Origin of the sequence: Paenibacillus arenilitoris (assembly GCF_014705655.1) — a bacterium.
Taxonomy (GTDB): Bacteria; Bacillota; Bacilli; order Paenibacillales; family Paenibacillaceae; genus Pristimantibacillus; species Pristimantibacillus arenilitoris.
In genome coordinates this window covers 76,009-96,144 of record NZ_JACXIY010000002.1, presented here as the reverse complement: position 1 = coordinate 96,144, position 20,136 = coordinate 76,009, and the positions used below count along the sequence as shown (strand labels likewise).

At 55.9% G+C, this 20,136-nt stretch carries 14 protein-coding genes and 1 pseudogene; 5 read left to right on the top strand and 10 right to left on the bottom strand.

Features of this window, described 5'->3' with window-relative positions:
- Positions 1-11 precede the first annotated feature (11 nt).
- The 5 genes and pseudogenes from IDH41_RS01895 to IDH41_RS01875 form a co-directional block, all read right to left on the bottom strand.
- Positions 12-773: a sugar phosphate isomerase/epimerase family protein gene (locus tag IDH41_RS01895; RefSeq protein WP_190857790.1), complete on the bottom strand. Its 762-nt coding sequence runs from the start codon at positions 771-773 to the stop codon at positions 12-14.
- Complete coding sequence (locus IDH41_RS01890; protein WP_190857789.1) at positions 764-1,765, bottom strand: Gfo/Idh/MocA family protein; 1,002 nt, start codon at positions 1,763-1,765, stop codon at positions 764-766. Before IDH41_RS01890 ends, IDH41_RS01895 begins: the two co-directional genes overlap by 10 nt.
- 144 nt (positions 1,766-1,909) lie before the next feature.
- Positions 1,910-2,644, bottom strand: a pseudogene (locus IDH41_RS01885) (glycoside hydrolase family 88/105 protein); the annotation flags it as partial.
- Between the two features lie 10 nt (positions 2,645-2,654).
- Complete coding sequence (locus IDH41_RS01880) at positions 2,655-3,551, bottom strand: pectinesterase family protein (protein WP_190857787.1); 897 nt, start codon at positions 3,549-3,551, stop codon at positions 2,655-2,657.
- Complete coding sequence (locus IDH41_RS01875; RefSeq protein WP_190857786.1) at positions 3,545-5,170, bottom strand: glycoside hydrolase family 43 protein; 1,626 nt, start codon at positions 5,168-5,170, stop codon at positions 3,545-3,547. Before IDH41_RS01875 ends, IDH41_RS01880 begins: the two co-directional genes overlap by 7 nt.
- Before the next feature lie 195 nt (positions 5,171-5,365).
- On the opposite strand from IDH41_RS01875, the gene IDH41_RS01870 reads away from it, so the two are divergent.
- The 5 genes from IDH41_RS01870 to IDH41_RS01850 all read left to right on the top strand — a co-directional run bounded on the left by IDH41_RS01870 (position 5,366) and on the right by IDH41_RS01850 (position 12,399).
- On the top strand, positions 5,366-7,627 hold the full coding sequence (locus tag IDH41_RS01870) for a helix-turn-helix domain-containing protein (protein WP_190857785.1): 2,262 nt from the start codon (positions 5,366-5,368) through the stop codon (positions 7,625-7,627).
- Positions 7,628-7,966: 339 nt separating this feature from the next.
- Positions 7,967-8,923, top strand: coding sequence for an ABC transporter permease (locus IDH41_RS01865; protein WP_190857783.1), 957 nt, complete (start codon positions 7,967-7,969; stop codon positions 8,921-8,923).
- Between the two features lie 12 nt (positions 8,924-8,935).
- The gene (locus IDH41_RS01860) at positions 8,936-9,820 is read left to right on the top strand and encodes a carbohydrate ABC transporter permease (RefSeq protein WP_190857781.1); all 885 of its coding nucleotides are present in this window, start codon (positions 8,936-8,938) and stop codon (positions 9,818-9,820) included.
- 118 nt (positions 9,821-9,938) lie between these two features.
- Positions 9,939-11,444, top strand: a complete 1,506-nt coding sequence (locus tag IDH41_RS01855; RefSeq protein ID WP_190857779.1) for a DUF3502 domain-containing protein — start codon at positions 9,939-9,941, stop codon at positions 11,442-11,444.
- 112 nt (positions 11,445-11,556) lie between these two features.
- A complete protein-coding gene (locus tag IDH41_RS01850; RefSeq protein ID WP_190857778.1) occupies positions 11,557-12,399 on the top strand; it encodes a helix-turn-helix transcriptional regulator in 843 nt (280 codons plus the stop codon).
- On the opposite strand, the gene IDH41_RS01845 is transcribed toward IDH41_RS01850, so the two are convergent.
- The 5 genes from IDH41_RS01845 to IDH41_RS01825 form a co-directional block, all read right to left on the bottom strand.
- The gene (locus IDH41_RS01845) at positions 12,396-13,988 is read right to left on the bottom strand and encodes a glycoside hydrolase family 28 protein (RefSeq protein ID WP_190857776.1); all 1,593 of its coding nucleotides are present in this window, start codon (positions 13,986-13,988) and stop codon (positions 12,396-12,398) included. The genes IDH41_RS01850 and IDH41_RS01845 overlap by 4 nt on opposite strands.
- Before the next feature lie 141 nt (positions 13,989-14,129).
- Complete coding sequence (locus tag IDH41_RS01840; RefSeq protein WP_190857774.1) at positions 14,130-16,406, bottom strand: helix-turn-helix domain-containing protein; 2,277 nt, start codon at positions 16,404-16,406, stop codon at positions 14,130-14,132.
- An 82-nt stretch (positions 16,407-16,488) separates the two neighbouring features.
- Positions 16,489-18,081, bottom strand: coding sequence for an extracellular solute-binding protein (locus tag IDH41_RS01835; protein WP_317890668.1), 1,593 nt, complete (start codon positions 18,079-18,081; stop codon positions 16,489-16,491).
- 77 nt (positions 18,082-18,158) lie between these two features.
- On the bottom strand, positions 18,159-19,034 hold the full coding sequence (locus tag IDH41_RS01830; protein ID WP_190857772.1) for a carbohydrate ABC transporter permease: 876 nt from the start codon (positions 19,032-19,034) through the stop codon (positions 18,159-18,161).
- Between the two features lie 19 nt (positions 19,035-19,053).
- Positions 19,054-19,956 carry an ABC transporter permease gene (locus tag IDH41_RS01825; protein WP_223829389.1) on the bottom strand — a complete coding sequence of 301 codons (903 nt, stop codon included), beginning with the start codon at positions 19,954-19,956 and terminating at the stop codon, positions 19,054-19,056.
- Positions 19,957-20,136 lie beyond the last annotated feature (180 nt).

Below are 20,136 nucleotides of genomic sequence, written 5' to 3'. Positions count from 1 at the left end.
GATGAATCAATTTATAGACTCGCCCCGAACCCCCGCTTCATGAAAGCGAGGCATTCGGCCATCCCTTCCTCGATGCCGCCGCCGCTCTCCTCGTCCGCCGATACCCAGCCGCCGTAGCCGCTGCGGGCAATGGCCTCGAAGATCGGCCCGAAATCGATCCGCCCTCTTCCGAGCACCTGCCATTCCCCGTCCGCAAAATCTTTCAAATGATAGTTGTCGATGACGGTTTTGAAGCTGCGGATCACCTCCGCGCAATCCTCGATGCCCGATTTGACCAAGTGGGCCGTATCGATTGTAAGGCCTACCGTCCCTTCGCGGACGCGGTCGTAAAACCGGTCGAAGTCTTCCCGGTGCATAACCGGCTGGTCGTAATGATGGTGAAGCGAAAGCTTCAGGCCGTAATTCTGCGCTTCTTCGCCCGTATCTGACAACACGTCCGCGTAATTCCGGATATCGTCCGCCGTGACGCGGCTTCTCGGAACGCCGTGGCAGAATACGATCAGCTCCGTGCCGATCGCCCGGCCGAACCGGAACAGCTCGCGCAGCCGCCCCAGGCTTTCCTTGTCCAGGCTGCCGCCTGCAATAAGGGCGGATCCCGCTCCCTTCAGGCGCCCCCACTTCTCCAGAAACCGTTCGGGCTCCTTGACGTAAGGCGCGTATTGGCCCGCCTTCAGCTGCAAGCCGCCGTATCCCGCCTCGACGTAGCCGTTAAAAAGCCTGACCGCTTCGTCCTCCGACGCCGTCGGCCTGGAGAACGCGAACTTCACAGGCATGCCGAGCCTGCTTTCTTCAGCTGCACCGTTCTTTTTTCGCCCGCCGATACGTATGCGGCGTCAAGCATGGCGACGACGTTCAAATTGTCCTCGGCGCTGTTCGGCGCCGGCACGCCCGTCTCGATCCAGTCCAGCAGCTGTCCTACGTTTTCCAGGCTGTTCGTCTCCCTGGAGACGTCGACGATCCACCGCTCGGACGGCTCCCGGTCGCCGACGCGATGCAATTGAACCGAATGATGATTGCAGATTAAGGTGCCCCTCTCGCCGATGACGATCATCTCCGTCCGGTTCACCGCGGACGAGAAGCTTTGCGTATACGTGACGAACGCGCCGTTCTCGAATTGGATCTGCACCGTCGCGTCCGTTTCTCCCCGGCAGCCGATCGCGTCCGAAGAGCTCATCAAGCTCGTGACCGATTCCGCTTCGCAGCCGAGCGTTTGCCTGAAGCCGTCGAACCAGTGGATGCCCATGACGGAAAGCGCATGCCGCTCGCAATCGAGCCGCCAGCCGGCATCCTCCCGGAAAAACATTTGGTTGAATTGAATCGAAGTCACCTTGCCGATGGCATCGCCATCCACGAGTCGTCTTGCGACATCGAACGGAAAATGGCGCCTGAAGTTCTGGTTGACGGCAACCGGTATGCCGAGCCGCTTCGCCTTCTCCGTTATTTCAACGGCATCGGCAAGCGTGTCGGAGAACGGCTTCTCCACGAATACCGGAATGCCCGCATCGAGCAGCGGCATAACGACCTGCTTGCGGATCGAGGTCGGCGTGCAGACGACGGCGACGTCGATGCCGCTGTCCCGTATGAATGCGTCAAGGTCCGTAAACGTATTCGGAATGCCGTACTTTTCGGCGCGATAGCGAAGATTGTCCTCGTTCGGATCGCAAATCGCGACAACCTCGATCCGGTCCGGCTTGCCTTTGTAGCCTTCCAGGTGCAGCTCGGTAACGCCACCGGCGCCTACGAGTCCGACTTTAAATTTCTTCAAGCTTATCCCCTCCGTTCAACTACATACATTTAAATTCAACCGTGTTGAATTCATTGTACTCCACTCCCCATTATTCGGCAAGCGTTTTCATAAATTTGAAAGGGAAATAGAAGGCATGGGGGAGCGCCGGCGTTATTTTGCGGACTACTTCTGCTCCAAATTCCGCTCCACCTCTAGCGCCGCGAGAAGCAGCGGACCGACGCCCATATAATGATCCGAGACGACCGCTTCGGAAATGTAATAATCGAACGAGCCGTTGCGGTCATGGCTGAGGCCGGCTCCGTGGCAAATCTGGTGAAGATGAACGCCCTGCTCATCCTCGGTGACCAGCCGCCCGATAATGCCTTGATAGCCCTTCAGCATCACGGAACGCAAGCCGGAGTTCAAATACCCGAGCCGCTGTCCCTTCGCCATCGCATAAACGAACATGATCGAGCCCGTAGCCTCCAAATAATTGCCCTTCCGCTCGCCCTGATCGAGCACCTGATACCATAAGCCGGTTGCCGGCTCCTGTACACGCGCCAGAGCATGGCACATCCGCTCGAAGATGCCCATGATCGTTCCCCGTTTCGGATGCGTAACCGGATAATGCTCGAGGCAGTCGACGACCGCCATCGAATACCAGCCCATCGCCCGGCTCCAGAAATGCGAGGACAGTCCGGTCAGCGAGTCGGCCCATTCCTGCTCCTTCGATTCGTCCCAGCCATGATAGAGCAGGCCGGTGCGCTTATCGCGGGTTTTTCGCTCGATGAGCAGAATCTGATGCGCCGCCTCATCCATCAGCTCCGGCCGCTCGAACACTTTCGCATATTCCGCCAGGAACGGAGATGCCATATACAAGCCGTCCAGCCACATTTGGAACGGATATCTTTTTTTGTGCCTTCAAGATTTAGTAGCCCTCGGGATGCCAGCCGTCAAAAATGTGAATCACCCGGTAATCCGACGCTTCTTCCTCGGTCAGCTGACGCGACCAGGAAACCCGCCGACCCGGCGCGGCTCCCGCTCCTGTGCTTGCAAATTCCTCGTAGCGGCTGGTCGTCTCCCGGTCCGGCTGCCCCCAGTTATGCCAGCCCTCCGGCGTGATCGAGCCGTCAATGGCAGTGCGAATGAACGCCACATGGGCATAAGGCCGCCACGGCCTGCCCAAATAGACGTCGCGCACGCCTTCGCCGCCTGTAATCTCGCAATCCAGAAACACATAACCAAAAGCCGTGCCTTCCGGTGTCGACGCAGCCGTAATATAACCCCTCGACCGCTTGTTATGCAGTCTGCATCTGTCGAATACCGCAGTCGCTGCGCCAAAAATATAATCGACATCGCCTTCGATCCAGCATTCGTTGTAATACTGCTTTCCTTTGCCCGTATACAGCGTATCCTGGTCGCCTAGAAGGCTGACGCGGCGGAACACCGCCTGCCCGGCGTCGACGAAGGCAGCCACCGCTTGTCCCGTTCCCGGACCGGAGGTGTTGCGGATCGTCACGTTTTCTGCCGTGAACGATTCGGCGAAGATGTTCAGCGTTCCCGAGCGGAACGTTCCGAGCGGCTTGCCGTCCTCCCCCAGCGTATGGGCGTTGTCCGACCAGGTCAAAATCGTCTTGACCCGGTCCTCTCCAAGCAGAAGAATCGGCGGCGCGGAGGCTGGAACCGTCACCTTCTCCTCATAGATGCCTGGGCGTATGCGAATCGTAACCGGCTCCTCATACCCTTCCGGGATCGAGTCGATCGCCTCCTGCAATCGCACGAAATCGGGCTTATCTTCTGTATGTACAGATACGGCAATCAACATAAGGTCGAACTCCTTTCCAGTGTGGACGGAGCGGAATCGGCAGCTTCTTCTTCATGATCGAGAGATTCATAGCTGAACCAGTCGAAATCCGCATAATGCGTCCGGCCGGCCTCGCTGCATGCGGCGTACATGCCCATATAGGCGCCGGTGAAGCCTCCGGCAACATCCGTGCTCAAAATCGTGCCGTCGGCTTCCTCGGCCAAAGCCTTCCACGGCTCCGATTCATTCGTGCGCCAGTAAAAGGCGTATCTCTGGCCATGCGCCTCCGCTTTCAGCAGCAGGCTGTCGCCGCCATACGGAGCCGCCCCCAGCACCGACTCTTCTCCGCCCCTCCGCTCTGTAAGCCGAATTTCCGTAACGCCGTCAAAGCTTCCGTATTCCAGGCGGAATTGGTAACTAGCGTTTTGCAGCAGTACCAGCCCCGCCTTGTCACCCGATTGCTCCGGCGCGAAGCGCATCGAGGTTTCGGCGCGGAAGCTCATATGCTGCTGTCTCCGGCCCACGAAGGAAGAGTTCCCGTCGGCAGTGATGGACGCCTGCTTCAGCATAAGGCGCAGCGAGCCGGGATTGTCCGTCAAGCTCCAGAAATCACCGTGCGGCGTACGGATAAAGTTCCAGACCGGCGCCAGCTCCGCACGGTCGAAGTCGTCACGCGCAGGCTGCTCCGGCCACTTCGTCTCGGGCAGATCCGGCGCATCCGCGATCTGCTCCACGACCCCTTTTCCCGGACTGACGACCGGCCACTCCTGCTCCCATATTACAGGCACAAGGAAGGTTTCGCGGCCGAGGTTCCGGTAGTAACCGCCATATGGCCGCGAAGCGAGACAAATCATCCACCAGTCTCCCTTCTGCGTCTCGATCAGCTCGCCGTGGCCGACGTTGACGATCGGATAGCTGCGTCCCAGATGACGGTGAGTGAGAATCGGATTGCCCTTATAACCCTCGTAAGGTCCCGCCGGCGACTCGCTGCGCGCGATCGTAATCGCATGCGTATGTCCTGTGCCGCCTTCGGCGATCATCAAATAATACCATTTGCCGATTTTGTACAGATGCGGCCCTTCCTGGGCGTGTCCGACCTTGAGCGCTCCTTGCCAGACGCTCGTCTTCGGTCCGACGAGCCGGCCGCTCGCCAAATCCAGCTCCTGCTGCCAGATGTCCATATGCTTTGGATACAGCTGCCCTCCCGGGGGAACCCGGTTGCCCGTGTAATAGACTTTGCCGTCGTCATCGAAGAATAGCGAAGGATCGATACCCGGCGCATCCTCCAGCCACACCGGATCGGACCAGCTGCCGGCCGGGTCGGTTGCCGTGACATAAAAGTTATGGCACTCCTTCTCGTTATCGACGAAGGTTGTAATCAAATAATAGACGCCGTTATGGTAGCGAAGCGTCGGGGCCCAAATTCCCCTTGAAGGGAGAATGCCGTCCAGATTGAGCTGAGACGGGCGGTCCAGCACATGGCCGATCTGACGCCAATGCACGAGGTCTTTGCTGTGGAAAATCGGAACTCCCGGAAAAAATTCAAAGCTGGACGTGACCAGATAATAGTCTTCTCCGACGCGTACAGCGGACGGATCGGGATAAAAGCCCGGCAGCACCGGATTTTGAAACTTTCGCATGCTTCTGCCTCCCGTATAATCTGAAATGTAAGCTATTACAAGTATAGTTCAAGAAAACATCATAATCTTGAATCATTCATGCTTATTTTCTTGTTTCTTATATATCCATGCTTTTTCTCAATTCCACACTTCTGTGGGACAGTTAACTTCCCTTGCAATTATGTGTATAGTTAATACCGTAAAGGAGCGATAGCCATGAGGGGAGAAAGACAGCTGAAATTCCGTTTTTTTATGAGCCTGACTTTAATATCGGTCTGTTCGGTGCTTGTGCTGGCCAGCGCCTTGTTCTTCTGGTTCAGGGAAAAAACGGTCGATCATGTCAATCAGGTAAATGAAAGCGTTCTCCTAAATACAGAGACCGTGTTTACGAAGTATATGGACATGGTCCAGAACTATACGATGGATTTCTACCGCAATCCGAACATTAATACGGTCATGCAAAACGGGGACAACGGCTGGAGCGATCAGCTGTACAGCGCGCTCAGCCAAATGCGCGGCACAATTACGGTTAATGCGTTTCTGGAAAACGCCTATATTATGGGACAGGACGGTCCGGCGCTTATGTTTGAGAACAATCCGCTCAGCCCTTCGGCGAAGCGGGAGCTGTTCGAGCTCGTCCGCGACGGGGAGATCAAGCAGTCGCCGTTCGTCTGGAACGCGACGCTGAACAGCGGCGAGCAGGAGAGGCTGATGACTCTCTTCTACAACGACCGCGCCTTCGGCAGCAGCGAGTACCACGGCGCGATCGCCATGACCGTCAATTTGCGGAAGCTTCAGGAAAATATATTCGGAAGCAGCGAAGACGGCGATACGCGCTACGCTGTTCTGGATGCCGGGGGGCTTCTCCTGATGCAAAGCGGGCTGCCAAGCGCCTCCTTCGACGAAGCCATGCTGCGGCAAATCGCAAGCGGAGCAAGCAAAGCAGGCACGTTGATCTGGAAGGACGGCAGCGGCGCCAGGAAGCTGGTCGCTTACCGCCAGGCGCGGCAGGGCGGGCTTTGGTTTCTTTCGGAAACGTCCTACAAGGATAGCGTACGCGACATTGCCAATGCCTTGAAGCTCATGATCGGCCTTTGTCTGGCGCTGATCGCCGCAGCAGCAGCCGTTGCCGCTTTCGTCTCGCACCGCATGTACAAGCCGATCGGCACCCTGTTCGGCAACATCCGCAGCCTGTCCGGCGACCGCCTCGCCTTCGCGAAAGACGGAGGCTTCGACGAGGCGAACCGGGAGCTGGAGCGGATCGCCGGAGAATTCGGGGAGCTGAAGCGCGAGAAGGAGGACAGCGCCTTGCTGCGCTGGCTGACCTCACCGTATCGCTCCGGCGATCAGCTCCCGTCCGCCCTGCCTCCCCTGCAGGATTCTTCCGGCAGCGCGGCATTTTGCGTGGCGGTGCTGCGGTTGAACCGCACCGGCGCGGACAACGGAGTGATCGATGAGGAGAAAATAGAGAGAATCAGAAGCTTGCCTCAGCTGAACGAGCGGCTTTTTGACGGCAAGGCGGCCTGCCGCGGATTTTTCCCGCATCCGGATGCCGCCGTGCTCATTGTGAGCGAGACGGAATCGGGCAGCTTCGGCGATAACGGTCTCGTCCGCGAACGGTGGGAGCAGCTCAGCGAGGAGATCCGGTCTTGGCCAGGCACGGTCTGCTCGATCGGCGTCAGCCGCCTGTCCGCCGATGCCGGACTGCTGAAGCAGCTGTACGACGAGGCGAACGACAGCCTGCAGTACAGAAAGCTCCGGCCACAAGCTGCCGTCATCTATGCGGACGATACGTTTCACCTGAACGGCAGTCCGATGCCGGACAGCTCGCTCGAAGCCGTGCTGCAAATCGTGAGAAACCGGGAGTATAAGCTGATTCCCGGGGCAATCGAGCGTCTGCTGGCGGCGGCCGGCAGCTACCGGGCGGAGCAGGCGACGATCGCCTTGTCCAGGCTCGCTCTGGAGCTGGACAAAATAGGCGATACCGGTCTTGCGAACGGCATCGCTCGGCACTCGGACTTTCTCATGCATTATCAGCGGATTTGGCGGATAACCGATTATGTGGAGCTTGGAGTATGGCTGGAGCAGCTTTGCCTGAACGCCTGCGAGAAGCTGGACGAGCTGAATACGGTGCAGACCCGCAGCGCAGCGGACGAAGCGATCGCCTATATCCGCAAGCATTATAACGATCCGACGCTCTCCTTGAACGGCCTGGCGGACAAGCTGGCGATCAGCCCTCCCTATCTGAGCCGCATGATTACGGAAGCGACGGGCAGCAGCTTCCCGGACTTCGTCCATCTGGTCAGACTCGAGCATGCGCGCGCCCTGCTCATAAGCGATCCGGAGCTGGATATTCGTGAAATCGCGGAGATGTCGGGCTACAGCAGCAGCACCTACTTCACCACGCTGTTCAAAAAACGCTACGGCGTGACGCCGTCCAAATGGCGGTTGAACCATATTTTGCAGCAAGGTGACTAAATCAGGGTACCTGTCAGGAGAGATGATGGATCAGGCAGTTAATCTTAATGTCGTTAAATTGAATAAATCAGTCAGTCCCGATGCCAAGCTTCGGGATCTTTTTTTTGTAGATGTGCTGGCCTTTAGGCTGCAAATACAGCTAAAAGCCAGTTTTTTTATGCGATTTCACTTTTTTTAAGCCGGCTTTGAGCCCTTCATTTAAGCGTTTTCACTTCTTTGTGATAGCGCCTTCATTCCCAGTGGAGATATGCTGAGTGCAAGCAAAAGCTTCCTCCTCCCGCACCCTGCGACCGGCGGAAGTCCCCATTATACAGAGATCCTTAAAGGAGTGAATCACCTATGTCAGACGAAGCCTTACAGCGGTCCATAACGGCCGGCCGCAAGAGCCGGCTCCAAGCCTTGCGCAATGACAGCCCGCTGCTGCTGCTGGCCCTGCCCGGCGTTATCGTGCTTGTGCTGTTCGCCTACCTGCCCATGAGCGGACTCATACTCGTATTCAAAAACTACAATTACAACGGCGGCATCTTCGGCAGCCCTTGGGCCGGCTTCGATAATTTCGACTTTTTCTTCTCCAGCATGGACAGCGCAATCCGCGCCACTCGCAACACGGTCATGCTGAACGTGCTGTACATGCTAACCGGCACCTTCTTCTCGGTGGCGATCGCCATTATTCTGAACGAGCTGAGAAGCAGATCCTTCATTAAAATCACGCAAAGCGTCATGTTTTTTCCTTATTTTATTTCCTGGATCGTCATCGGCGCCATTCTGTTCTCTCTGCTCGACTTCGACAAAGGGCTGCTGAACCGCTTGTTCGAAACGGTCGGCATGCAGCCCGTCGACTGGTATTCGAATCCGTGGTTGTTCGTCGTCATTCTGGTCGCCGCGAATATATGGAAGAGCGCGGGCTACGGCGCGATCATTTATTATGCGGTGCTGCAGGGCATCGACACCTCTTATTATGAAGCGGCCCGAATTGACGGCGCTTCCAGAGTGCAGCTGATGACGCGGATTACGCTGCCGCTGCTCATCCCGTCAATTATTATGCTTACCCTGCTCGGCATCGGCGGCATGCTCAAGGGCGATCTTAGCATGATTATGGGGGTTACGTTCCTGAATCCGCTGCTGCTTCCGACGACCGATATTATCGACGTCTATGTGTACCGCACGGCGATCCGCTCCGGCGAATTCGGCTTTGCTTCGGCGATTACGCTGTACCAGTCCGTATTCGGCTTCCTGCTCGTCCTGATCGCGAACAAGCTCGCCGGCTGGTACGACAAGGAAAGTAAACTATTCTAGGAGACATGTGATATGGCTAATCAAGAAAATCGGACGCTTATCGTAATTTTCTATTTATGCATCGGCGTTTTTGCTCTTATCTGCCTGGCGCCGTTCGTGCTCGCCGTCTCCGGCTCGCTGTCGACGGAGGCGAAGCTTGCGGCGGAGGGCTACTCCTTCCTGCCCCGCAGCATCACCTTGGACACGTACAAATTTATGTTCGACTCGAAGGCGGAGCAAATTATCCAGGCTTATGTGGTGTCCGTCGCCGTGACGGTCATCGGCACGGCCAGCGCCGTTCTCGTCACGACGGCCTACGCTTATGTCATCACCGCAAAAGGCTTCCGCTACCGCAATTTCTTCGCCTTTCTGGCGTATTTCACGATGCTGTTCAGCGGGGGCACGCTGCCTTGGTATATTTTGAGCACCAAATATTATCATCTCGACGATACGCTGGCGGGGCTGTTCGTTCCTTACCTGCTCAATGTGTTTCTCATGTATTTGCAGGCCAACTATTTCAAAAGCATCCCGCATGAGGTCATCGAGTCCGCGCAAATCGACGGCGCCGGCCATTTCCGTATTTTCTTCCGAATTATGCTGCCGCTCGGCCAGGTCGGTCTCGTCACCATCTCGCTGTTCTATGCGCTGCAATTCTGGAACGACTTCTACCTGTCGCTGATGCTGATCTCCGACGAGAGACTATATACGATCCAGTACATGATGTACTTCATGATGGCGAACATCCAGTATCTCGCATCGGGCAACAGCGCGCAGATCGGCGGCGCCGTGGTCGCCCCGCCTCTCGAGACGGCCAAGATGGCGATGACCTGCCTGACCGTTCTTCCTATCGCCATTTTGTATCCGTTCCTTCAGCGTTATTTTGTCAGAGGCATTATCGTCGGCTCGGTTAAAGGCTGAGCCCCTGCTATCGCAGGTTGTACATGGTATGATGGAAGCGTGCGTTTCTGCAGAGTATCGGGCTTCCATCCGGCCATTGAACAATAAATAAACAGATCCATCACAGGAGGGTATACGCATGTCAAAGAAAAGGGTATGGGCAGTTTTGTTCCTCGCAACGACGCTTCTCCTCTCCGCCTGCAGCAAAGGCGAGTCCGGAGCCGCCACGGAGAATGCCACGGGCGAAAATAATGAAAGCGCTGGCAGCGGGCTTAAGCCGGCCAAGCTGAAGATCGTTCTCTACGGGGACGAATCGGCGCGGATGAAGGAGCTTGCGAAGACGGAGTTCAAGGATATCGTCAAGAAGGAGATCAACGCCGAGGTGGAGTTTCAATTCATCCCCTGGACCGAATACGGCGGCGGCAAAACCGACCTGATGCTGTCGACCGGCGAGGATTTCGCCACCTACACCGATACCAACTATATGGTCAAATCGGTGGCCAAAGGGCTGTACGCGGACTTGACCCCGTATATGGACAGCGCTGCGGCGGATATGAAAAAAACGGTGGATGAGCATTCGTTCAAAGCGTTCCAGCTCGGCGGCAAGCAGTATGCCGTCCCGGTCGGCAATAAGCCGAATTCCGGCGAATTCTACAGCGTGCTGGTACGCCAGGATCTGCTGGAGGAGGTTGGCATGAGCGGCGTTTCCTCTCTGACGGAGCTGGAGCAATTTTACGAAAAGGCGCTTGCCGCCCATCCGGAGCTTGTCGGCTACGCCAGCACGGACGCCCGCAGGCTGCTGATGTACGAATATACGGACAAAAACCTGTACTGGCAGAACGACTTCCTCGCGCTCGACGAGTCCGCCCAGGACGATAAAATCATCAGCTGGTTTGAAAGCGAGGAATTCAAGGCCTATACTCAAATAATGAGAAGCTGGTACGAGAGGGCCATCATTCCGAAATACGCCGCGACCAATACGCCGCAGCTGCAATCCGACTGGAACTCGGGCAAGGCCATGTTCTGGGCGGGAACCGCCGCGCGTCCGTTCGAAGGCGCCGCTACGATCTCGCAGGCCGTTCCGGACGCCAAGCTGACGAATTATTTTCTGAGCAAAGACCTGCCCAAGATCAGCCGCGGCACGTACAGCACCGCCTGGTTCGTATCGGCGAGCGCCGCGGATCCGGAGCGCTATGTGATGTTCTTCAACCTGCTGCAAAAAAACCAGGAGCTGTACGATCTGTTCGCATACGGCATTCAGGATAAAGACTATACGGTCGATGAGAACGGCCGCCTGACGCGCCTCACGACCGATGCGCTCATCCCCGATTGGCTGATGATGAACAAAAACTTTATGCGCTTCGACAAATCCGTGCCCGACGATTTCATTGAGCAGTATAAAGCCTGGGACGACGAAGCGGTCATTTCTAAAGGCGCGGGCTTCAACTTCGACAATACGCCGGTCAAAAACGAGGAAACGAAGATGGGCGGCGTCTTCTCCGAGTTTCTGGCCCCGATCGCCAGCGGCTTCCTCGACTACGACGAGAATTTCCCGCGGGCGCTGGAGAAGCTGAAGGCTGCGGGCTTCGACAAATATATCGCGGAATATCAGAAGCAATTTTCAGAATGGTACGCGGCGAAATAGCGTCGTAACGACAATGAGGCGAAACAGCAGCTTCCTCAAGCTCTGTTTCGCCTCTTGCCGCCCCGTAACCGATGCATGCTTCACAGCCGGATGACCAAGGAGGTCCTGCCAGATGAACGACCTGATCGGAAAAAAACATTCTCTCGAAAACGACGCCTTCGCCATCCAGCACATGCGCCGCTCCAGCTCCTCGGCGATGCCGCGCGCCCACTCGCATTCCTTTTATGAGCTGTACTGCCTGCTCGAAGGAGAGCGGGTCTATCTGATGAACGGCAAGGTATATACCGCGCAAAAAGGCGACGTCGTCGTCGTGATCCCCTACGACCTCCACTCCACTGCAAGCTCGCAGGTGGAGTTCTTCGAGCGGGTGCTTATTCATTTCACTCCGTCCTTTCTTCGCGGAGAAGACGAACGCCTTCTTCAGCTTCCTCCCTTTCAGGAATCCACCCTGCTCCGGATTCCCGGCAAAGAGCAGCCCGAGATCGAACGCCTCCTTGTGCAAATGGTCGCGGAATGCAAGGAGGAGCAGCCATTCAGCAAGCAATATGTGCGCCATCTGCTCGCCGAGCTGCTGATCCGGCTGAACCGGATGCATGCGGTCAGCCCCGCTGCGCCCGGCTCGAATCATCCGATGCATCAGAAGGTGTCGGAAATTACGACCTATATCCATTCGCATTACCGCGAAGCTCTGACGCTGGAGCAGATGGCCAAGCAGTTCTATATCAGCCCGGCTTACTTAAGCCGCGTCTTCCTGAAGCTGACGGGCATTCACATCGGCGAATATGTGCGGGTGGTCCGCATCCGCGAAGCGCAGAAGCTGCTTCGTACGACCCGCTTGAAGGTTCACGTCATTGCCGAGCAGGTCGGCTTCGAGCATATTTCGCATTTTAACAAGACGTTCAAGAAAGTGGCAGGCATCACGCCCGTCCGCTACAGGCAGACTCACAGCTATTAGCTCAACCGGACCGCTTTGACGTCTGCGCCTGCGGCCGCCGTTACGTTCCGGAGCGAAGGCGCCGTCTGCGGGTCGCGGCATTCGATGCGCGCGGATAAATCGCCGGACACCGCCAGCATCGTACCGGCCGGCTCCCCGCTCTCTCCGCCTAAGCGAACGAGCTCTGCATCCCGGCTTTGATGCAGCTTCACAAGCGGCCCTTCGGCTGTGTTCAGCCGGACATCCTCCAGCGTCAGCCGCTTCACATGATGACAGATGACGCCCTGCCGCGACGCAGCGGTGAAGCCCCGAACCGTCACTCCTTCCAGCGGCATCTCCGCCAGGCCGTTCACGAGAAACGCCTTTTCCGCGCCGTCGCATGCGACATCCTCGATGTGAATGCCGCGGAACACCGGCGTCTCGACCGTGACCGGATAACGCTCGTCGCGTGCCGATCCCGAGCCTTCCACTCCTTCATAGAACAAGTGAAAGGAAATCGCCTCGCCGGCGATGTCCGTCATGCGGATGCGTTCAATGACGATATCCTCGACGACGCCTCCCCGTCCTCTGGCGCTCTTGAACCGCAGCCCGATATCGGTGCCCATGAACGTGCAGTCGGCAACGTGCACGCGCCGGACGCCTCCGGACATCTCGCTGCCGATAACGAAGCCCCCGTGCCCATGGTAGACGGTGCAGTGCTTGACCGTAATATATTCGCTCGGCATGCCGAGCGCGCGTCCCGCCTCGTCCTTCCCCGACTTCACACAGATCGCGTCGTCGCCCACGTCGAACGAGCAGCCTTCCACGACGGCATAGCGGCAGGAATCGAGATCGAGCCCGTCGCCGTTCTGCCCGAACCACGGATTGCGCACCGTCACGTTCCGGATCGTAATATGCTCCGACGCCCACGGATGCAAATTCCACGCCGCCGAGTTCTGGAAGGTCGGCCCGTCCAGCAATATGCGGCTGCATCTCCGGAAGCTCAGCAGGTTCGGACGCAGGTAATCGCGGCAGGGCAGGAAATCCGAAGCCTCGCGCTTCCCTTCGCCAAGCAGCCGCTCGACCCGGCCGGCTCCTTCCATCGCTGCCGCAGACGGCCACCACATGCCCTCCGCCTCATCGACGATTCCGCCGGAGCTGCGCAGGCTCTCCCACTGCTTCTCCGTCATTTTCCAGCGCTTCACGGGACGCCATGCTTCTCCGCCGCCGTCGAACACGCCTTTCCCCGTAATCGCCAGATGCTCCGCGTCTTCGGCGTCCAGCGGCGACTGGCAGCGGATCGACGGCTTCCCTTCGAACTGGGAAGCGATCAACGGATAGTCCTCGAACCGCTTGCTGAACCGCACAACCGACCCGGCCTGCGTATGCAATTCCAGCCGGCTCGTCAGCTTCAGCGGTCCGGTCAGCCAGATGCCCGCTGGGATAACCACCCGGCCTCCGCCGGCGCTGGCGACCGCTTCGATCGCTTGACGGAAGGCTTCCGTATTGTCAGCCAGACCGCCCTCCACTGCGCCAAAATCCGTTATACTCACCGAATGCGGCGGAATTTCCGGAAGCAGCGCCTCCGGCATTGTCCAATGCAAGCCTGTTATCGATCCCTGCGATTTCATGGCCTTCCCTTCCCATCTTCCTGAGTCTTATGATTGCTTTTTTATTATAAACAAGATCAAATTTGCTGACTTGGCACATGCTTGTCTAATTCAGGCAGGATTGAACATAATTGACCGATTGCAATAAAGCTTCTATCGCTTTTATTGCCGCCCGGGCAAGCCGCCCTCCTTCGAGCCGGCGCGATATTCGCCCGGCGTCATGCCCGTCAGCTGCTTGAACCGGCGGATAAAGCTGCACACATTGTTATAGCCGACATCCTCTGCAATCGCTTTCAAGGTATGCGGCGTGGAAACCAGAAGCTCCTTAGCATCCGCCATCCTTAACGATGTTGTATATTCCAGCGGCGTCAGCCCGTTATTTTCCTTAAAGTAAGAGCTTAGATTCGGCAATGCCATTCCGTAGTGGTCGGACATGTCCTGCAGCGAAAACCCGCTGTTCCTGTAATTCCTTTGAATATATTGAAGCATATCTTCCGCCGAACGGGCCCCGGAGGGCTCCTCCGCTGCCGGACCGCAGTCGAAGGCGCGGCTTAGATCGGCGCTGACCGAGAGCATCAGACGCTCAAATTCGTCAATCGTTTCGAGACGCTCCAAATCGAAAATATCGGGATATTCGGACGGACTTTGTTCGTTCAGACCCATTTCGCGCCAGCCTCCGTCGACGATACGGATCATGTCAAAGCACAGCCCCCGCACAACAGCCAGGGGCGGCTGCCTCTCGCGAATAAACCCGATAATTCCGGAGATGGAGCCGTTGATCTTGCCGGTGTTCCCGGACTTTATCGCCAGCTTGAGAACTTTGAGATTCTTATGCGGATACTCCTCAGCCACCTCCGACCGGACCGGAATGTCCTCGTAAAAGATCGTCCGATTCACTCCCTGAATAAACCGGTAGCCGATCGCCGTCTTGGCTTCCAGGTAAGAGCGCGGGGCTCCGGTAATATCCGAGATGCTGCCCGCCCCTACAGTAACGACGCCGCCGGCGGACGCGCACAGAGCATCTCTGAACTGGTTCAAGGAGCTTCGGAATTGTTCCGGCGACAGATCCCGCTTATCCGTCATGAACACCAGCACATAACGGTTCATTTCAAAATGCTCCATTCCGTAAGCCCGAAACGGAGCAGCGGCCAGCTTTTCCATCTCTTCCGCGGACGGATACGCCCCGGGGCTCGCGCCGGCCGGGAATTCGACGATTGCCGTCGCAAGCGGAGAGCCGGATATCGGGAAGCCGTTCTCTTCCCCATAGACGCGAAGCTCGTCCTCCGTATCGAATTCCCCTTTCAATAAGGCCAGAAGCAGCTGCCTCTTCACGGCTTGGGACTGGGATTTGACCCGTTCGCCGAGCAGACGGTTTTGGCTGGACAACGTATCCAGAGCGTATTGCACCGTTTCGAGCTCGTTCAAGCCTTTCGTTCGTGCCGGAAGCACCCGGTCGCTGGCCAGCCTCAGCCGGTGAATCGGCCAATAGTTCCAACGCAGGCTAAAGAAAATAATAGCCCCTCCGAAGGCAAGAATACATACGACTCCGTACAAGTAGAACTGTCGTGCCTGTTCCACCTTCTGCATCGCTTCATTGACCGGCAGCACCGTCACGTATTTCCACCCGGTAAGCTCCGATTGCACTAGAAAAAAGTAGTATGATTTGCCGTCTATGGTCCATTCCTGGTTTGGATCGTCCCCTTGCAAAGCCGCATGCTCGGCTACGGAGGCTCCCGCCGGACCTAGCTCCGCTCCGATACCGGTAAGCGGCCGGCCGTTCTGGTCGAGTATCCATACGGCTCCGCTGGAGGGGGTGTAGGTCTCCATCAGGCTGTGCAGGGAGGCTTCGTTAATGAGAAAAACCATCGTGGCATCGGTATAATTCTGATAAGGAAACAGCGGGACGATCATACGCATATAACGCTCGCCGGAATTCAGATCGGTCGCGGGCGGAAGAATCGTCGTACGGGTTTCGGCGTTCAAATCCTGAAGCAGCTTCTCCTTCGGCCAGTCCTCGAACCGGTAGATCCGGTCAGCCAGCATCGACCGGGAGTACACGCTGCTGCTGGTGTACACCACTTCCTCTCCCCTGTAGGAGAGCCAAATTTCTCGGACAAACGGGGTGTGCATCCGGAAACGTTTTAATTCCCGGACGATGCCGAACGATTTGTAACCCCAGTTGTCCGAAATCCGGTACGGATACAAGCTGTTGTCCTCCACGACCAGCTGATTGGTCATTTGCTGAACCTGCTTCAGCTGCTCATCCATCGAATAACGCACTTTATCGAGCGTATTCAGATTGCCGGCGATCAGCTCCTCCTGAAGTCTGTCGACAAAGAAACCGAATACTACGAACGTCGTAATCGTAATGGGAACGAGCAGCAGGACGAGATGGGAAATCAGATATTTAAGAAAGATCCGGTACGTAATCGTTTGCAATGCAAGACCCCCTGTTTCGTAAAAAGGGTGAAGGGCCGGATACCCTGCAACGATACCCAACCCCTTTTGTGCCGCCGCTTCTTTATTTGGCCTGATAGCGGTCATAAGCCGCTTGATAGATTTTGATCGCTTCCTCGATGTTCATCTTGTTCAGCGTCTCGGTATATTTGCCGAACTGCTCGATCGGCTCGTTGCCCATGACGAATTTGAGGCGCATTTCCTGCACATAGGTATCCACCTCGCTCATAATGCTGCTGATCTGCTGGCTTTCATCCCCTTTGAACAGCAGAGGAGGCAGGAGCAGCGTCGAGTCCGCATTAAACCACAATTCGTTGGCTACCTTTTGAGCCGGCTGCTTCAGTTCGAAGGCCGCCCACGCATCGAAATCGAAATTTTGCGCCATGCCGTTCGTCGGATGCGCGTATTTGTATACGGCTTCCCAAGGGAGGAGGCCATCGGGATTATTCATAATTTCATCCGTAAATTTCTTTTTGCCGTCGACGACCGTATAGCTCTTCCCTTCAATCCCCCAGTTTTGCAGCAGGCTGCCTTCCGGACCGATCATAAAATCAAGCAGCTTGACGGCCGCGACCGGATCCTTTGCCTGCGAGCTGACAACGACGCCGTCCAAAGGCACATTTTGCACAAGCCGCGTGCTTTGGCTGTAAGGCTTGCCCGCCGGCCCGACAGGAGGGCTGACGCCGATCAGATTAAAGTCCGGAACGGTGCTTGCCAAAAGCTCTTTATAGGTGTTGATGCCCGTAATCGTGCCGCCGTACGCCCCTATCGTATTGTTGGAAAATTTGGCTTCAAACGCCTTTTTGTCAATGGCCGCGAATTCGGGGTCGATGAGACCTTCCTCATACCATTTGCGCATCGCCGTCAGGTAGTCCTTGTAGGCTGCTTCGTACGGTCCGAACGTAATTTTGCCGGTCGCGGGATGTACCTGGAAGCCGTTCAGCAATCCAAATGCCCCTGTAAAAGAGTTCAGGCTGCCGGCCCCCGTCTGGTCGCCAAGCGGGATTTCATCCGCCGCGCCGTTGCCGTTCGGATCCTTTTCCTTAAACGCCTTGAGCGCCGTATACCAGTCGTCGATTGTAACCGGCGCCGGCAGGCCTACCTTATCCAGCCAATCCTGGCGGATCAGATGGCCGCTCCACGCGTTCCGGCGCAGATCCAGCGCGAGCTCGGGGAATTTGGCGATCGTCCCGTCGTCCAGGGCAATTTGCCTTTTGACCTCCGGGTTCTCCTCAAGGATTTTTTTGAAGTTCGGTGCGTGTTGATCAATAAGCTCGTTCAGCCTGATTACCACTCCATCCTCCACCAGCTTGGCAATCCCGCCGGGGTAGGAGCCGCGCACGTACATCACATCGGGATAGGTACCCGACGCCAGCATAATATTAAACTGCTTGTCATCCGCCGCCTCCATGAAGTTGATCTTCGTGCCCGTCCTTTTTTCGATTTCCTTAAACGATTCCATATCGGAATAGCTTTTGATCACCTTGGAATTCACCTTGCCGTTCGTAAAAAAGGAGATTTCCACCGGCTTATCGCCGCTTTCTCCGCCTGCTCCCTGAGTATCGTTTGTGGTGCCGGACCCTCCCGAGCAGCCCACCAATACAGCCGCGCCGATCGCCGCCGTCAAAGAAGCCTTCATCCATGCCGTTCTCTTCACGTGATTTCCTCCCTGAATCGTTTATTAACTTCCTTTACTTTTAAGGGCATGACGCATGTGTACCGCTAAAATGGCCATCAGCCCTTCAGCGCTCCGACCATCACGCCTTTGGCGAAATACTTCTGGATAAACGGATAAATAACGAGAATCGGAAGCGTAGCGACGATGATCGTCGCGTATTTGACCACTTCTCCGAGAAACGGGTCGCTGCTGGCCGAAGACAACGTCGTCTCCGACGTCTGATTGTTGATCAGGATCTCGCGAAGGATCAGCTGCAGAGGAAACAGATCCCGATCCTGCAAATAAATGAGCGCCCCGGACCACGCATTCCAATGTCCGACTCCGTAGAACAAGAACATGACGGCGAGCAGCGGAACGGATAAAGGGAGAATGACCTGCGCGAATACTCTGAAATCCGTCGCCCCGTCCATCTTGGCCGCTTCCTCCAGCTCATATGGAATGGACTGGAAGGAGGTCCTCATAATAATCAGATTCCACGTCGCAATGAGCCCGGGAATAATAAGCGCCCACCTCGTATCGAGCATCCCCAGCTCCTTCACCAGGATATAGCCCGGGATCATGCCTCCGCTGAAAAACATCGTAATGACGACCATGATCATCATATGCTTTTTCCAGTACAGGTCCTTGCGGGACAGCACGAAGGCAAACAGCGAGGTAAAAAATACATTGAGCACCGATCCGACCACGACGTAAAAAACCGTATTTTTGTATCCGCTTACAATCATGGCGTTCTTTAGAACGAGCCTGTATCCTTCCAGGAAGAAGCCCTGCGGCTTCCATAGAATACCGGAGTGCTTCACAAGCTCGGACGGCACGCTTAATGAGGCAAAAACGACATACATAAATGGATATAAGGTGACCAGCATGAGGCCGCACAAAAAGATCGTATTGCAGGCATCGAATATTTTGTCGCCCAGGCTTCGCTTAATCATCTGTACAGAACCTTCTTTCTTACCAAAGGCTGGTATCGTTGATTTTTCGGCTTAACCGGTTTGCCATAATCAGCAGCAGGAAGTTGACGATGGAATTGAACAAGCTCACGGCCGTGCTGTAGCTGTAATTGGCCTCCAGAAGCCCCCTCCTGTATACGAAGCTGGAGATCACATCCGCCGTTTCGTACGTTTGCGAATTATAGAGCAAAATGATTTTCTCGAAGCCTACGTTCATCATGCCGCCAAACTGCAAGATCAGTAAAATGACGATCGTCGGCATAATACCCGGCAGCGTAACGTGCCACATCTGCTTCCACCGGTTGGCCCCGTCCACGGTAGCCGCATCGTACAGCTGCGTATCGATCGACGTCAGCGCCGCGAGATAAATGATGGAGCCCCATCCCACCCCCTGCCAAATGCCGGATGCCACAAAAATCGTCCGGAACAGGGACGGATCCAGCAGCAAATTGGCCGCTTCTCCCCCGAACAGACCGATGATCTGGTTGAACAAGCCTGTAAGTCTGGAAAAATCGACGATCATCCCGCATATGACGACGATGGAGACGAAATGCGGAAGATAAGTAACCGTTTGCACCATTCTTTTGAAAAAAGCTTTTCTTACTTCGTTCAGCAGCAGAGCCAGAATAATCGGAGCCGGAAACGCGAAAATCAGTTCATATACATTGATCAACAGCGTATTCCGGAGCAATCTCCAAAAGTAAAAGCTCTGGAAGAAGCCGGTAAAATGATCCAATCCGACCCACGGACTGCCCATGATTCCCTTGGTAGGCGCATAATTTTTGAAAGCGATAATGACGCCGTACATCGGAACGTAGCAAAAGATGAGATAGTACGCCAATCCGAACAAAGCGAGGACATATAAATATTTATTTTTGAAAAAGTCTTTTTTCAGCATGGCCATGTAACCGGACAGGCCCGAGCCCCGCTTGGCCGGCGCTTGCTTCCCCTGTAAAGATACGGTTGTTTCTGACATGCATTCACCCCCTGTCGTATTGAAGTTAGAAGCAGCCTGACTATAGCATCGTTGGCAGAAGGCCCGCAATTTCCAAAAATTATATATACAAGTTTTATATACGTCCCC

What these genes read in the sequence shown, in the direction of transcription:
- IDH41_RS01895 (WP_190857790.1), bottom strand. Translation starts at nt 773, where the DNA reads ATGCCTGTGAAGTTCGCGTTCTCCAGGCCGACGGCGTCGGAGGACGAA.
- IDH41_RS01880 (WP_190857787.1), bottom strand. Translation starts at nt 3,551, where the DNA reads ATGTTGATTGCCGTATCTGTACATACAGAAGATAAGCCCGATTTCGTG.
- IDH41_RS01875 (WP_190857786.1), bottom strand. Translation starts at nt 5,170, where the DNA reads ATGCGAAAGTTTCAAAATCCGGTGCTGCCGGGCTTTTATCCCGATCCG.
- IDH41_RS01870 (WP_190857785.1), top strand. Translation starts at nt 5,366, where the DNA reads ATGAGGGGAGAAAGACAGCTGAAATTCCGTTTTTTTATGAGCCTGACT.
- IDH41_RS01865 (WP_190857783.1), top strand. Translation starts at nt 7,967, where the DNA reads ATGTCAGACGAAGCCTTACAGCGGTCCATAACGGCCGGCCGCAAGAGC.
- IDH41_RS01860 (WP_190857781.1), top strand. Translation starts at nt 8,936, where the DNA reads ATGGCTAATCAAGAAAATCGGACGCTTATCGTAATTTTCTATTTATGC.
- IDH41_RS01855 (WP_190857779.1), top strand. Translation starts at nt 9,939, where the DNA reads ATGTCAAAGAAAAGGGTATGGGCAGTTTTGTTCCTCGCAACGACGCTT.
- IDH41_RS01850 (WP_190857778.1), top strand. Translation starts at nt 11,557, where the DNA reads ATGAACGACCTGATCGGAAAAAAACATTCTCTCGAAAACGACGCCTTC.
- IDH41_RS01845 (WP_190857776.1), bottom strand. Translation starts at nt 13,988, where the DNA reads ATGAAATCGCAGGGATCGATAACAGGCTTGCATTGGACAATGCCGGAG.
- IDH41_RS01830 (WP_190857772.1), bottom strand. Translation starts at nt 19,034, where the DNA reads ATGATTAAGCGAAGCCTGGGCGACAAAATATTCGATGCCTGCAATACG.
- IDH41_RS01825 (WP_223829389.1), bottom strand. Translation starts at nt 19,956, where the DNA reads ATGGCCATGCTGAAAAAAGACTTTTTCAAAAATAAATATTTATATGTC.